Annotated in this window: 13 protein-coding genes and 1 pseudogene; 4 read left to right on the top strand and 10 right to left on the bottom strand. The window is 38.7% G+C overall.

Annotation, left to right across the window (positions count from 1 at the left end; genetic code table 11):
* Positions 1-49 precede the first annotated feature (49 nt).
* From ACI48O_RS17260 to ACI48O_RS17280, 5 genes are all read right to left on the bottom strand, one after another.
* Positions 50-1,810, bottom strand: coding sequence for an adenine deaminase C-terminal domain-containing protein (locus ACI48O_RS17260; RefSeq protein ID WP_435563095.1), 1,761 nt, complete (start codon positions 1,808-1,810; stop codon positions 50-52).
* 282 nt (positions 1,811-2,092) lie between these two features.
* Positions 2,093-3,769: a glycerol-3-phosphate dehydrogenase/oxidase gene (locus tag ACI48O_RS17265; protein WP_435563096.1), complete on the bottom strand. Its 1,677-nt coding sequence runs from the start codon at positions 3,767-3,769 to the stop codon at positions 2,093-2,095.
* A 359-nt stretch (positions 3,770-4,128) separates the two neighbouring features.
* A complete protein-coding gene (gene glpK / locus ACI48O_RS17270) occupies positions 4,129-5,619 on the bottom strand; it encodes a glycerol kinase GlpK (protein WP_435563097.1) in 1,491 nt (496 codons plus the stop codon).
* Between the two features lie 33 nt (positions 5,620-5,652).
* Positions 5,653-6,474, bottom strand: a complete 822-nt coding sequence (locus ACI48O_RS17275; protein WP_435563098.1) for an MIP/aquaporin family protein — start codon at positions 6,472-6,474, stop codon at positions 5,653-5,655.
* 261 nt (positions 6,475-6,735) lie between these two features.
* Positions 6,736-7,281 (bottom strand): glycerol-3-phosphate responsive antiterminator, encoded by a 546-nt coding sequence (locus tag ACI48O_RS17280; protein WP_435563109.1) that lies wholly within the window; start codon positions 7,279-7,281, stop codon positions 6,736-6,738.
* Positions 7,282-7,488: 207 nt separating this feature from the next.
* Between ACI48O_RS17280 and ACI48O_RS17285 the strand changes: the two genes are divergently transcribed.
* Entirely contained in the window at positions 7,489-7,707 is a 219-nt protein-coding gene (locus ACI48O_RS17285; RefSeq protein ID WP_435563099.1) for a hypothetical protein, read from the top strand.
* A 657-nt stretch (positions 7,708-8,364) separates the two neighbouring features.
* Here ACI48O_RS17285 and ACI48O_RS17290 read toward each other — a convergent pair.
* Complete coding sequence (locus tag ACI48O_RS17290) at positions 8,365-8,925, bottom strand: CBO0543 family protein (protein ID WP_435563100.1); 561 nt, start codon at positions 8,923-8,925, stop codon at positions 8,365-8,367.
* Between the two features lie 62 nt (positions 8,926-8,987).
* Positions 8,988-9,392: pseudogene (locus tag ACI48O_RS17295) on the bottom strand (DapH/DapD/GlmU-related protein).
* 205 nt (positions 9,393-9,597) lie between these two features.
* Here ACI48O_RS17295 and ACI48O_RS17300 point away from each other — a divergent pair.
* Together ACI48O_RS17300 and ACI48O_RS17305 are read left to right on the top strand one after the other, a co-directional pair.
* Positions 9,598-10,314, top strand: a complete 717-nt coding sequence (locus ACI48O_RS17300; RefSeq protein ID WP_435563101.1) for a 3-ketoacyl-ACP reductase — start codon at positions 9,598-9,600, stop codon at positions 10,312-10,314.
* Positions 10,315-10,403: 89 nt separating this feature from the next.
* Entirely contained in the window at positions 10,404-10,637 is a 234-nt protein-coding gene (locus ACI48O_RS17305; RefSeq protein ID WP_435563102.1) for a hypothetical protein, read from the top strand.
* A gap of 76 nt (positions 10,638-10,713) precedes the next feature.
* Here the strand turns inward: ACI48O_RS17305 and ACI48O_RS17310 are convergent, their stop codons facing one another.
* Entirely contained in the window at positions 10,714-11,235 is a 522-nt protein-coding gene (locus ACI48O_RS17310; RefSeq protein WP_435563103.1) for a CBO0543 family protein, read from the bottom strand.
* Between the two features lie 158 nt (positions 11,236-11,393).
* Here ACI48O_RS17310 and ACI48O_RS17315 point away from each other — a divergent pair, with 158 nt between their 5' ends.
* The gene (locus ACI48O_RS17315; protein ID WP_435563104.1) at positions 11,394-11,861 is read left to right on the top strand and encodes a DUF1259 domain-containing protein; all 468 of its coding nucleotides are present in this window, start codon (positions 11,394-11,396) and stop codon (positions 11,859-11,861) included.
* 53 nt (positions 11,862-11,914) lie between these two features.
* Here ACI48O_RS17315 and ACI48O_RS17320 read toward each other — a convergent pair whose 3' ends face one another.
* A complete protein-coding gene (locus ACI48O_RS17320; protein ID WP_435563105.1) occupies positions 11,915-14,020 on the bottom strand; it encodes an MMPL family transporter in 2,106 nt (701 codons plus the stop codon).
* Between the two features lie 133 nt (positions 14,021-14,153).
* Positions 14,154-14,729: a TetR/AcrR family transcriptional regulator gene (locus ACI48O_RS17325; protein WP_435563106.1), complete on the bottom strand. Its 576-nt coding sequence runs from the start codon at positions 14,727-14,729 to the stop codon at positions 14,154-14,156.
* Between the last annotated feature and the right edge of the window lie 357 nt (positions 14,730-15,086).

The raw sequence follows: 15,086 nt of genomic DNA on the forward strand, positions 1-15,086 counted from the left end.
AAAAAATGCGATTCTCATTATACAAGAATCGCCCCTGGTAAGGTTAATTTTATTGAATTTGATAATTTACTCTTTGTGTTGGAGGAACTAAAACCTTATTATTTTTCACATCATACAGTCCGCTTGGCGTCAAACGAATAAATGGTAAATGAGTTGCAGAGAAGAATAGTAAGGTAAAGGCCGGATCGTCATATGGGTAGCCTTTTTCTTTAAGTAACTCAATCATTCTTTTCTCTTTCTTTATTAACAAGTTCATCTCTAAATCAGACATAATCCCCTTTAACGGTAAAGGAATTTCGTGAACAATCTGATGGTCTTCTGCCAAGACGATTCCCCCGCCGATTGTCCGCATTCGTTCAAAAGCCATTAACATATCTGCTTTGCTTTTACCAATCAATAAAAAGTCACCTGTACCTGAATACGAACTGGAAAAACCACCAACATACTGGGCAAACCCCTTTACTATTGTATTGATTCTCCAAGATCCGTCTTGCGAAACCATCGTCAGGAAGCATTCATCATGTTCTAGTGATAATTCATCGCTATTCAAATCAATACTGCTTTCAAACGGTTTGGTGATGACATTATTTAGTAAGTGAATACCTACAGATGTTGACAAGCTCAAATCATCCTTGTGTAAAACCCATTTAAAATCAAGTGGGGGTAATTGAAACTTGTCCCAATCAATCGAGGAGGCAACATTTGTATTTTTCCCATCCTTCTTTATCCATTTTCCTTTTGCTAATACACTGATTGGTGTTGGATTATCTTTGCTTTTTAAAATATTAATATTGGCAATTCTGCCTGTAGCAATCGATCCATGTAAATGTTCCATATTATAATAACGGGCAATATTGTAGCTTGCCATATGATAAGCTTCAATTAAAGGGATACCGTGACCAATCGCCATTTTTATCAATTCATTGGTCATTCCATTTTCATAAAAATATGGATGTGACCCATCTAGGGTAAAGAAAAATCGCTCAAATTTTTGAACACCTAGTGAGACTAATTCTTTTAAAAGTATGTCTAAATCAGGACGAATCGACGATTGCCGAAGCGATACGGTATAGCCCTGCAGCAAACGGGTAAGAGCTTCTTGACCTGTCATTGCTTCATGATCACAATCTGCGCCTATTAACATCATTTTTGCGAGGGTACGCTCGGAAGCTCCTGGAAAATGACCTTCAATTTTTTTATTTAATCTTTTTGTCTCTTGTACCCAGGAGAGCATTTGGTTGTCTCCATTTAGCAATTTGGGCCACGCCGTAAGCTCTCCGCCTTGCAGCACCGATTCATGATGGAGCCAAGAGATGATATCTTCCGTATTAAAAATATTATCATTATTCCTGAACTCTGTTTGTCCATCAAAACGACACCACCAGTACATACTTGATGGAATATGTTTAAATTCACTTAATAATTCAAAGGCTACTTTAGTAGGGAGGGTAAGGAAAAAGTTTAAATTATCACAAATTAACGCAGTTGTACCGAATTGCCCTGCATAGTTTGCTAATGTAAGAGGGTTATGTAACTGGTAAGGATGAGCATGCGGCTCAATATATCCCGGCACTAAATATTGCCCCTGACAATCAATAACCTCGCAACTTTTCAAGTTTTCCGGAAGATTTTCTCCAACATAAACAATGCGGTCTTCATATATCCAAATATTCGCAACTACCCATTGATGTAGATAGGTGTTTAAATAGGTTGCGTTTGAAAGAATAATATGAGGATTTTTTTCACCATCAAGTACCTCTACTTGATTTCTTATTTGGTTGTTGCTCCATCTAAAATCTCTAGTATCCAATTTGTTCCCCCCTGCACGTTTTCGCGGTAATTATAGAAGAAAAAGCTTTCTTTGGCAATTAACATTATCAAAGTACTGTGATTGGAAAAACATTAATATTTCAGCTGTTAATAATCTGAATTTTACGACATCTCCAACACCTTTTCAACTACAGACACCTATTCAGTACGCCTTTGTACTCTTAAGTTCTATGCTTTGTCCGTTAAAGCCCTCGTTTCTCCCCATATTAATTGACAAAAAAAAAGACTCTCTAAGAGAGCCTTTTTCACATAGTGGTTTTGCTTAATTCACTTTCTTTGTTTGACCATCCTCAAATCCAACTCCACCTGTGGCGTTGATGATTTCTCTTTCCATATCATTGCTGTAGCGGCTGATTTCAGCGCTCGACCATTTAAAGGTTTGAGCCATGAACGCAATTACTTGATGCTGATATTTGTAAACTAGTTGAATATTAAATAGCAAATCTCCTGTTCTTCTAAAGAAGAAATCAACTGGTGTTGCAATCATTTCATTTTCGATGGAATAAACTAATTTGCTAAATAAGACAATCGGTAATTTAAAACGCTTCGCATCCTCGCTTCTTTCCTTTACAATTTTAAATAAGTCAGGAACATTGGAACCGTACATGGTAGCCAAATGATGAGCTTCTTCCTTCGTCAATCCTAATTTCATTCCGATTTCAACCTGTTTGTTGACGAACTGCGGGAAGTTTTGTGAACCGCCTACATTGCCGCCCGACATTGGCAACACTCTCGTCTCGCAGCTGCGGAAGACTTTATTTGCCAGTTTTTTCGCAACGGTATCGACGACCATCTCTGCCATTTTGCGGTACCCCGTTAACTTGCCGCCTGCTATTGTGATTAATCCGGAATCAGAAATCCAAATTTCATCTTTACGAGAAATTTCTGAAGGGTCTTTTCCTTCTTCATAGATAAGCGGTCTTAAACCTGCCCAGCTTGATTCAACGTCTGCTTCGGTCACATTCACATCTGGGAACATGTATTTGATCGCATCTAGAATATAGGTACGGTCACTTTCTGTCATTCCAGGATGTGTTGCATCCTCATCATAAAATGTATCCGTTGTGCCAACATAAGCTTTCCCATCTCTAGGAATCGCAAACACCATTCTTCCATCCGGTGTATCGAAATAGACTGCCTGCTTTAATGGGAATCTTGACTGGTCGATAACGATATGAGAACCCTTTGATAATTTAAGCTGTTTCCCTTTTTTGGAGTTATCTTTTTCACGGATAAAATCAACCCATGGACCTGTTGCATTGACAACTTCTTTTGCACGAATGGTAAAGTTCGTACCATTCAGTTCATTACGAATGATGGCACCGGCAACTTTTCCATTTTCATAAAACAATCCGTCAGCTTTAGCGTAGTTTAATCCAACTGCACCTTTTTCAATTGCCGCCTTGAGGACTTCAATGGTCAATCTTGCATCATCGGTGCGGTATTCAACATAAACGGCACCGCCTTTTAATCCTTGCTTTTTCAATAATGGTTCACGGTTTAGCGCTTGATTTGCATCGAGCATTGTTCTTCGTTCCTTCTTTTTCACTCCCGCTAAAAAGTCATACACCATGATCCCGATCGAGGTAGTGAACATCCCGAACGTTCCGCCCTTGTGGATCGGTAACAGCATCCATTCAGGAGTGGTGACGTGCGGACCATTTTCATAAACAACGGCACGTTCTTTTCCTACTTCAGCGACCATTTTTACTTCAAATTGTTTTAAATACCGTAAACCGCCATGAACAAGTTTTGTTGAACGGCTTGAAGTTCCAGCTGAAAAGTCCTGCATATCGACAATTGCCACTTTCATTCCTCTGGCTGCAGCATCAAGAGCAATTCCAGCCCCTGTGATTCCGCCGCCTAATACTAAAAGGTCAAAGCTTTCGTTTGTCAGTTTCTCAATGTGTTTGCTTCTTTCAAGGTTTGAAAATTTCATTTTGTCTCCTCCTAATAATAAGGCTGTGTTAAACTTGGCTGTTGATTGCAGCGAGAGGTGCTCCCTTTCCGCGGGGGAGTCCGGGAGCCTCCTCGGCGCCATAGCGCCTGTGGGGTCTCCCGTGACACCTTCTCCCGCAGGAGTCTCGCACCTTCCGCTCCAATCAACAGCGTGCTCAAAACTCAACCTTGTTCTTTAACATAGCCAAAAATAAAAGAGACCAAAAACACACTACCGTCAGGACGATAATGTATTTTTGGTCTCTCCAAGTCTCCTACCAAGTTATTAACTTGTTTAAATCATATCACTACATTACAAAAGAAAACAATAGGTTTTATATTTATTTTTTAAAAATAATATTATTTAAATGCCATCGCTGCTTGAACTGCCTTTTTCCAACCTGAATAAAGTTGATCCCGCTCGGAGTCGTCCATAGTTGGTTCAAACGAATGCTCGATCGCCCATTGCGTAGCAATTTCATCTTGACTTTCCCAATAGCCCACTGCTAGTCCTGCAAGGTATGCTGCTCCAAGGGCTGTAGTTTCATTGACCGTTGGGCGTTCTACTGGAACGTTTAAGATGCCGCTTTGGAATTCCATTAAGAAGTTATTTTTCACTGCCCCGCCATCAACTCGGAGTGTTTTTAACTCAATTCCGGAATCCGCTTCCATTGCTGATAAGACATCTTTCGTTTGATATGCCAGTGATTCTAAAGTTGCGCGAATGAAATGAGCTTTAGATGTACCGCGGGTTAATCCAAATACTGCTCCACGAACATCACTATCCCAATACGGTGTACCAAGTCCCACAAAAGCAGGGACAACATAAACCCCATCCGTTGAGGCTACTTTTGTAGCGTATTCTTCACTATCTTTGGCATCCTTTAACATTTCTAAGCCATCTCTTAACCATTGTATGGCAGAGCCAGCGACAAAGATACTACCTTCTAGTGCATACTCTACTTTTCCGTTTAGACCCCATGCGATGGTGGTTAACAAGCCATGCTCAGAACGAACTGCTTTTGCACCTGTGTTCATCAGCATAAAGCAACCCGTTCCATAGGTGTTTTTCGCCATACCTTGCTCAAAGCACGCTTGCCCGAATAAAGCGGCTTGCTGATCTCCAGCCGCACCAGCAATCGGTACTTCCTTGCCAAAGAAATGATAATCGACTGTATGAGCATAAATTTCGGAAGAAGGACGAACTTCTGGAAGCATAGCTGCTGGAACATTAAGAATTTCAAGGAGCTCCTCGTCCCATTTCAAGTCGTGAATATTATACATTAACGTTCTGGATGCATTAGAGTAATCAGTAACATGCGCTTTTCCGCCGGATAGCTTCCAAATGATCCAAGTATCAATTGTCCCAAACAATAACTTTCCTGCTTCAGCTTTTGCACGTGCACCTTCAACATTGTCGAGAATCCACTTTACTTTTGTTCCTGAGAAATAGGCATCGATTAATAATCCTGTTTTCTCGCGGAACAAGTCGTTGTAGCCTTTTTCCTTTAACTCTTCACAAATTTCACTTGTTTGTCTGGATTGCCAAACAATTGCATTGTAAACAGGGATACCCGTTTCTTTATCCCAAACAACTGTCGTCTCTCTTTGATTGGTAATCCCGATTCCAGCCACTTGTTCAGGCTTGATATTGGACTCTGACAGACATCCAGCGATGACCGCAAGGATTGACCCCCAAATTTCACTTGCATTATGCTCAACCCAGCCTGGTTTTGGAAAATGTTGAGTAAATTCTTTCTGTGCAATATGAACGATCTCACCTTTTTGGTTGAATAAAATCGCACGTGAGCTTGTTGTTCCTTGATCTAAAGATAGAATATATTTTTCCATTATTGATCCCCCAATCAATATTTTTATAAAAAATTATGCAGCTACTTTTGCTTTTTTTACATCTGCAGATTTATTGCTAGTAAAGAAAGCAACCACTAAAATCGCACAAGTAACTCCTAATACTGCCCATAAGCTGCCGAGAACTTCGCCTTTAAACACTGCTTTGTAAAATAACGCTCCCAACGAGCCACCAAGAATCGGTGCAACGACCGGAATCCAAGAATAAGACCAATTGGAACCGCCTTTTCCTGGTATAGGTAATAGGAAATGAGCAATTCGCGGACCAAAATCGCGGGCCGGATTGATGGCGTAACCTGTCGTACCACCTAAAGACATGCCAATTGCGACGATTAAAAGTCCGACTGCTATCGGGTTAAGACCCTCGGTAAATTTATTAGCTCCAATAAACATTATCCCTAAAACGAGAATAAAAGTCCCGATGATTTCACTTAAAAGGTTTGAAAATGTGTGAGGAATTGCAGGACCGGTAGCAAACACACCAAGTTTTGTACCTGGGTCTTCTGTTGCTTTCCAGTGTGGTAAATAGTGAAGAAAAATAACGGTTGCTCCTAAAATGGCCCCCACCATTTGAGCCACAATATACGTAGGTACGTCAGCCCATGCGAAATCTCCTGTTAAAGCCAACGCAATTGTAAGGGCAGGATTTAAATGTGCTCCACTGATTGAACCTACTGCAAATACTGCCATTGTCACTGCTAGCCCCCAAGCTATTGTAATGACAATCCAGCCAGGGCTGTTAGAATAGGATTTCTTTAATGAAGCTCCTGCTCCAATTCCTGCTCCAAAAATAATTAAAATCGCTGTGCCAATTAGTTCCCCCATAAACGCTGTCAAAACAATCTTCCTTTCTTAATATAGTTTTAACAAATTAACATTCGACAAAAAAAGGAGATTCACATCAGAACAAACCCAAGAAAAAAATTAAGGTTTTCTGCGTGAATCTCCTTGTCTCCATCACGATTCATTAACTTGTTAATTTGAATTATATGTTCTGTTGAAAGCGTTGTCAATTATATTTTTTAGTTTTTTAAAATAATAATAGTTTTTAATTTATTAATAGTAGGATGATTGGTAAGCAATCCATTCTGATAGCTATTATTTAAAGCAATCCCATAACTCTATTTTCGATGTTGTGATCGCGGTTGCTCCTGCATTTAGCGCATTTTGAACTTCTTCTTTTGTTCGAATCAGTCCTCCCGCCAAAATAGGTGTATTGAGTCGATCTTTCACTTCTTTAATCATCCAAGGCATCGCCCCTGGCAGTACTTCTATATAATCAGGCCGCGTTTTTTCGATCAGTTGATAGCTTTTTTCCAGGGCATGGCTGTCAATCAAAAAGATTCTTTGAACCGCTAAAACTCCCTTTTGCTTGGCTTTTTGGATCACACTGCTCTTTGTTGAAATAAGGCCAAACGGCTTAAATTCCTGGCATATATACTCGGTTGCAAAGTCATCACTTTTTATACCGCGAATTAAATCAACATGATAAATCATTTTTTTACGGTGTTCCTTGGCCATTTGACTTACGTTTTTCAACTGAGAAATATGCATATCCAGGAATACGCCATATTCATACTCAGATTTTAAGAACCGTTCATATTCTTTCATATTGAATGCAGCTGGCAAGATTTTTTGATGAATCACGTCACTTCACTCCTATGCTTCATGCTTGCATCTATCATAGAGCATGAAGTGTCGATTACTCAATAACTTTCTTACAATAACATTATGAAAATGAAGCTTTTTATAGGAGTGATTTGGTCTAATTTAAACGCAAACAAAATATTTTAAAGGAAGGATTCGATTTTTCCTGTACCACATCATTCCCTATGAAAAAGGTGAGGCTAAATGTTTGCAGTTCATTTTTTCGAAAATAAAAATCTTTTGCTCAGTCAGCTTCTTAAGCGTGTTCCATCCGAAGGTGAAGATTTAAAAATTAAAGGACGAAAAGCTAAAGTTTCAAGTGTAAATAGTATTGACGAAAAAAATGTCTATGTTCAGGTTGTCCTGGAAAGCCTGCAAAAAAATAAACCGATTTTAGATAATCAAAAAAAGAAAAAGAGATAGCAAATCTGAGACACAAAGAACGCACATTTTAGATGGACAGGTCTAATTTGTGCGTTCCTTATTGTTTTGGATAGTGTTCTTATCTTAAAGTACACACTTAGTTATTTCTCCTTAACTTTCTTTCAAAAAGGGATTGAAGCCCATATAGTAAAAACGCCTTATAGAAAAAATAAACGAAAAACTGAAGTTTAGTTAATCTAACTAATGTATAATATCTTAGTTTTTTTGAAAATGGTGTAATTACAAAAACAAATATCGCTTCGATGCACATGTTAAGCAATATAAAACGCCAAAAATTCCCATAAGTCTTTTTGAGGATCCACATCGTGCCAACAAAAAAAGGACCTATGTTGAAAGGAACTTCACCAAAAGTGAAGGAACTGGGTTTATGATAAAAAAACCACCATCGCCGTCTTTTTCCAATTCGAGCATTTAGCAATTCAAAAATGACTATGATGAGTGAAGCTGGAAGAAATCTTTTTATATTACTGAACCCTAGGAATGGTATGGTGATCCATGATAATAACACCATGGAAATATTAAGAAACCATTGAATTTTGATGGTCATCGTATTTACATCCTTTTTTCAAATTCATCTCCTCTTTGTAAAATATCCTTTTCACGATACTCCTATGTAATCCTATATTTGGTTTCAACTTAGTTCTTATTTATTTTTTCAAAGGAATTCAGCCGGCTAAACCAATGAGCCATTAAATAGAATACTGTTAAAATTAAAAATGAATATGTATAAGCCCAATCAAGTTTTTTGTATAAATCAATCTTACTTAAAATCGGCAAACCTATGTATGCTCCAAATACACCAAATGAAACAGCTTTTATAAAAGGGTTAATGCGTGGTTTATATTGTAGCAGCAACATAACTACAACAGGTAAGACAGAAAGACGAAATGAAAAATTTATGGTGGCTACTGGAGCGATTTTTACTGGGTATGCCCACTTACCGTAACTAACACCAAACGTGTCAAGGATCTCTGATAATACCATCACTAATAAACCTGCGGAAAATATGCGTGCTGCATTTTCTCTGTTGAGTAATATTAACCAAATCGTCCAAGGAAGGATGATCATCACTAATGCAATCCACCATTGCCACGTAAATAAAAATGCGTCGGTAACTGCCTCAACTATCATCTGATTTGCTTCAGTAATTTTATTCGTTGCTTTATCTATCTGATTTAATCCCTCTTGATAAGTCACTCGTTTTTCACCTTCATCACCTTTAAATTCATTGCCCTATAGTATTTCCTTATCTCGAAGAATTATGATATTTCTATATTTTTAATTACTTTAGCTGGATTTCCCCCAATAACAACATGATCCGGGACATCTTTTGGGACTACTGCACCAGAAGCGATGACGACATTATTGCCTATCTTAACACCAGGATTTATGACTGCCCTGCCGCCAATCCAGACATTGTCACCAATCGTAACGGGTTTTCCGTATTCTGCCCCGGTTATTCTATCAGTCGGATTAATTGGATGTGTGGCTGTATAAATATGCACTCCGGGCGCAACAAAGCAATTGTATCCTATCCGAATTTCACAGACATTTTTCTCGTCCGTTTCAAGTGTTTCATTAAATAATCTCCTTAGTCGCTGGGCGTTCATTCTTTCCTTGACCAATTCTGGGTCCGCTGCATTCTAGAGTTCCCCCTTGAGCATTTTTTCCTTTTCTTCTTCATTTTGTTAAGTCTCCTTATATATTGGTTTATGAGTAATTATTACCAAAGAACCTTAACTATCCACCACGTTTTAGTAAAAAACCGTAGTCATAGATGGGGTTTGGAAAAATAAATTGCCTGAATATAACCTCTATATTTTGCAAATGTTTAAGTTGTTGGTAATTTTTCTATAAGGAATGATGAGATTGATTTCACTTAATGGAAAGACAGCATTCGTTACTGGAGCAGGAAGAGGAATTGGCCGAGCAACTGCTTTACTTTTAGGCAAAGAAGGTGTAAATGTCGGGTTAATTGGCTTGAATATGGATAATCTTGAGAAGGTTATAAATGAATTAGCAGAATATGATATTCAAACTTCTGCTGCTGTAGCAAACGTTGCTGATTTAGAAGCTGTTCAGCATGCTGTTGAGCATATCACCACCGATTTGGGGCCTATTGATATTTTAATCAATAATGCAGGAACGGGTAAATTCGGCGGCTTTCTCGAGCTAGATCCGGAAGAGTGGGAAAATATTATCCGAGTTAATCTAATGGGTGTATACAATGTTACAAGAACCGTTCTACCATCAATGATTGAAAAAAAATCTGGTGATATTGTTAACATTGCTTCTACCGCTGGTCAAAAGGGGGCCCCGGTGACAAGTGCATACAGTGCTTCTAAATTCGCTGTAATGGGTTTGACAGAATCCCTTATGCTAGAGGTTCGAAAGCATAATATTCGAGTAACAGCATTAACACCAAGCACTGTGGTAACGGACTTAGCCATTGAAACGAATTTAATTTCCGGTAATCCTGAAAATGTGATGCACCCAGAGGATTTGGCAGAGCTGATCGTCGCCGGGTTAAAACTTCATCCAAGAGTATTTGTAAAAACAGCTGGACTTTGGTCTACCAATCCTTGATTTGGTAGTACATCCCCTATTCAAAGAATTGGTGTATCACCATCCTTTTTAGTAAAAAATTAACGCAATTTATTATTGGAGGTGCAGTTATGTCTGAGTTAGAGCCTATAGAATACGAAACGGGTAGTCCTATTCGCGATTTTGATATAATCAAAATTACTAAAACTACAAATGGCTATGAAGCACTGCTTGATATTAATTTAGACAGTGGTTATGCCCTGACCAGAACAACATTGGAAATTACCGAAGAAGATTTAGAAGGATATGAAACAAATGATATTGAAGAAGGAATTAAATATGCGTTAGGCTTCTTCGATAGCTAAGCTCAGCAAAAAAGACTAAGGAGTAAATTGAATTTTCCTTAGTCTTTTTTTCTTTACACTTTCCCCTCTTCCGCCATTACTCCATTACTCCTGTATTTTTCAACTTAGAATGGAGTACAAATTTAAATTCATCCTTAAAAAACCAACGATAAAACAATCTTGATGAATAATTTGTGAGCCATAATGTTATAAAACTCCAATACCACTTCCATTTTATATATTTGATTAGATTGGTATATCTTTCTGCAAAAAACTCAACTAAGGTTATAAATCCTATATTTAAAAGGTAATATAAAAATTTTATTAATTTGTTTTTGTTTTCAGGATAATGCAAATTAAATACTGCACAAAGCACGGGATAAAAAAAATACTCAAAAGAAAAGCTTGTTTTATTTGCTTTCTTAAAAAGACGAACAGGATATTTTATTAATCCTTTTTCAACAACAAGAAGTCCAAACAGCCATGTAACAAGTTGTTTATAAAAAAAAGCTACCATTGCATTTCTTATTTTATTTTTAGGTATTAGTGTTAAAAGAATTCCGACCGTTCCAACCCAAAAAGATAGTAATAAAACTTTGTCTTTGGACAAAAATACCACACCCCCTTGTTTCTACTTGAATCAGCTCTTAATGCAGAATCCAATTAAGTATATTTTTCTCCATTACTACTTCCATATTCAAAAAACAATAAAATAAGCAATTGCAATCAACATTTTTTCACTAAAGTGAGGAATGCTATATTTTGTGGAGGTGAGGTATGAAAAAGTTTCATTTACTAGTGATACTGTCTTTTATTTTAGTCTTAAACCCTATAAGAGAAGCTTCTGCAAAACAACAACTGGATTGCAAGAAATTAGCGCAAATTTTTAAGGCAGGTGTTGAGGATGAGAATGGGATTTGCTCTGTCGAGATCGTTCGACGTGACCTCAATGTCACCCATATGGGCCAAAAAATGTCACCTGAAACAATGGAGTTGGCCTTTCATTTTTCCTTTGAAAAAGTGGATAATCAAACTGCGGTGATGGGAGAATTGGCTCTTTTAGAAGAGGAAGTTAATCCAGTCATTACTGAGCTACAAAAAGGAAAACTGGAAGTAACTGCGTTACATAACCATATGATCCATGAACGGCCGAGGATCATGTATGTTCATTTCCAGGGTTTGGGCGATATGATGCAACAGGCGAATACAATTAAAAAGGCCATTGAGAAAACTGGCCACAAATAACAAAAAATAAACCGATAACGTCACTTCTAACGTTATCGGTTTATTTACAACCATTACGCTTTCTTCACTGCTCCTGGTTTATCCTTTTCCAATAAAACAATTAGCGCCGGTAGTAGGATTCCCCGGATCAGGAAGGTATCTAGTAAAATACCAACGGCCACGATGAATCCAAATACAAACAATAGCTGGATTGGCTGAGTCATTAGAACGGCAAAGGTGGCGGCAAGAATAATCCCTGCAGATGAGATGACTCCACCGGTGTTAGCCACGGCGATTTCAACCGCTTTTTTGACGGGATGCTTCGCCCTTTCCTCCATAAACCTTGAAATTAAGATGATATTATAATCAATCCCCAGTGCCACAAGGAAGACAAACGAATAGAGCGGAACGCGGTTACTAATCGTATCAATGTCAAAAAACAGACTGCTTAGGAACATCCCTAATCCCACTGCGGCTAAAAATGAAATTAATATCGTGCCCATCATATAAATCGGCATTTTAATCGACCGAGTCATATAGATTAACATCACAAAAATAAGGAGCGATTCGAGAAGAACGATCACAATAAGATCTCTATTGTTGGTGGCGCGATCGTCTATTTTCGTTGCTGTTTCCCCAGCAAAATAAATATCGCCGTCTAATTTACTGTCGGAGAGAATCTTGTCCTTATCCGCAATGATCTTCTCCAACGCATCCATAGACTTTACAGAGTACGGGCTCTCTTTAAAAGTAAGATTGAGTTGGATGACTTTTTGATTTTCTGTGCTCCCGCTTGGTCGAACACTGGCCACAAGCGGCTTGTCGGCTAACACTTGGATCAACTCTGCTTGTTGCTCTTGCGTAACAGCCTCTTTTGCTTCATAAAGGACCGTTGTTGGGGCAAGGTCCCCTTTTTCAAAGTTTTCTTCCAAAATTTCATAGCCTAGTCTTGATGGCATATCTTTCGGAAATGACTTCATTGTATCGAATTCATATTTTAGGTTCAGCATGTTCAATGCCGAAGCAAGCAAAATCACTCCAATAACGGATGCAGAAACCACCGGCTTCTTAACGACGAAGTGACCAACTTTGCTCCATAAAGAATGTGAGTGAACGGTTTCCTCACCTACGCGAGGAATTTTAGGCCAAAATGATCTTCTGCCAAACAGAGTAAACAATGATGGAACTAATGTTATCGATGCGAGCATGATGATCAGCATCGTTATTCCAAATACCGGTGCGAAATTTTGATAGTCTCTAAATTCAGCAAAGAACAAAACGAGCATCGCGGCTAATACGGTTCCGCCAGAGAAGAATACCGGCAAACCTGTTTCACGCATAGCAAATTTCATGGCATCATATTTGCTATCATGCTTTTTCAGTTCTTCACGGTAACGGGAAAAAACAAATAATGAATAATCAATAACAGCAGCGAATAATAGAATCGTCATAATCGATAAGGTTTGGTTGCTTAAAAACAAGCCCGCTTTCCCCATTAAGCCAAGCGTCTGGTTTACCACTTCATACACGAACGCTGCCGATAATAACGGAATAAGCGCTAGTAATGGCGAACGATAGATGACTATAAGAAGAATCAAGATTAAACCTACTGTTGATAGTAAAAGAACAATATCTGCTCTAGAAAAGAGGTTAAGGGAGTCAACGGCAATTCCTGCCGGTCCGGTAATATTAAATGATAGATCGGTAGTATCTTTGACCATATCACCGATCTCTTCTTGGGCCGTTCTCATTTCCTTTGTCTCTAACGACGATTCAAAGGTAACTGGAAGGATCATCGTGCGTTGATCCTTTGAAAAGAAGCTCGCTGTTGCCTGCGGAGGCATCTTTGTCAAAGGGACGATTTCTTTTACCCCTTCCACCTTTTCAATTTTTTCAAAAAGCTGAGTAAGATCAGAAACCGAAATCTTACCATCTTCCGATTGAAACACTAAAATGGCCGGAATTCCGTCATTATTTTTAGAATACTGATCCAATTTCTTTTGAGCAATGACCGATTGGGCGTCTTCCGGAATCGATTTAATGCTCGTCGATTCGTAATCCTTTGCGCTTGGTGCAAGAACGGCCAATAAGACAGTTACTAATAACCAAATTCCTAGCGTTATCCACATACCCTTTTTAGACGTAACGCGGTCAGTAATTGACTGTAAAAATGTATTCATCATATCCTCCTGCCAGCTGAAATAGTTTAAAGCTTTACTTATTGATCGAAAGTGACATCAGTGTCACTTTTAAGCAAAAAATAAATGACACTATTGCCACTTTCATTATCTTTTATAGTAACGTTAGTGTCAATTATTTGATTTCGAACATTCCACGGCTCAATATTTCCTTAATCGAACGAACCCACTCAGACTGAGGAACTCCAAAATGATTCGGGATCGCAATTGATTGAAAGATGATTCCTAACATGAGTCCATCAGGAATATGGGTCTTAAGTTTCCCCTCTTTTCTTCCTATATCAATAAAATCCTGTAAATATTTATACATGTCTAAATGAAGCTGATCGAGCCTTTCTTTCCTTTCTCTGACGGTACTGTTTGAATTTACCGGAATTTGCTGTGCCACGCCGATCAGGTGCGGAACCTCCGTTCTTTTAAACATGACATCAAAAAGAAAATCAAACTGTGATTCAAAGCTTGCATGATTAACTATTTTCTTTAATTCGAGGAGGTATTGCTCCATTTCATAAATCATAAAGTCAATGATCAATTCGTCTTTGTTCTCGTAGTACTTATATAGTGCTCCTCTTGATACGTTCATCCTTCCTGCCAAAAGGCTAAAGGTAAATCCTTCATACCCGTGTTCAAGAAGAATTGGTTTTGTCGCTTGAAATAGCTCTTCCGTAGAGAACTTCCGCTCCCTTGCCATACGTCTCACCCCAAGACCTATTATATAGAAATATTTTCATTAAAAAAAGCAAACAATTTTTCTTTTTAAGGCTGTGTTAAACTTGACTGTTGATTGCAGCGAGAGGCGCTTGCTTTCCGCGGGGCGGGCGGTGAGCCTGTCTAGCTTGCAGCGGCTAGGGGCTCGGGGTCATAAGCCAATCCGTCAAGAAGGTCAAAGAACGACCTTCATGCCGGCTCGTCTTATGCCTGTCGCCCCTGGGCAAGCCGCTTCCTCTTTTCCTTCTCCTCGGAGCTAAAGCTCCTGTGGGGTCTCACCTGTCCCGCTGCTCCCGCAGGAGTCAAGCGCCTTCCTCTCCAATCAACATTGTGTAAAAAA

The organism is Neobacillus terrisolis (assembly GCF_051233475.1).
Taxonomy (GTDB): domain Bacteria; phylum Bacillota; class Bacilli; order Bacillales; family Cytobacillaceae; genus Bacillus_BU.

Bases quoted from the DNA above. Each gene is read 5' to 3' on its own strand.
- glpK (WP_435563097.1), bottom strand. From the start codon at position 5,619: ATGGAAAAATATATTCTATCTTTAGATCAAGGAACAACAAGCTCACGT.
- ACI48O_RS17285 (WP_435563099.1), top strand. From the start codon at position 7,489: ATGTTTGCAGTTCATTTTTTCGAAAATAAAAATCTTTTGCTCAGTCAG.
- ACI48O_RS17325 (WP_435563106.1), bottom strand. From the start codon at position 14,729: ATGGCAAGGGAGCGGAAGTTCTCTACGGAAGAGCTATTTCAAGCGACA.
- ACI48O_RS17320 (WP_435563105.1), bottom strand. From the start codon at position 14,020: ATGAATACATTTTTACAGTCAATTACTGACCGCGTTACGTCTAAAAAG.
- ACI48O_RS17315 (WP_435563104.1), top strand. From the start codon at position 11,394: ATGAAAAAGTTTCATTTACTAGTGATACTGTCTTTTATTTTAGTCTTA.
- ACI48O_RS17265 (WP_435563096.1), bottom strand. From the start codon at position 3,769: ATGAAATTTTCAAACCTTGAAAGAAGCAAACACATTGAGAAACTGACA.
- ACI48O_RS17305 (WP_435563102.1), top strand. From the start codon at position 10,404: ATGTCTGAGTTAGAGCCTATAGAATACGAAACGGGTAGTCCTATTCGC.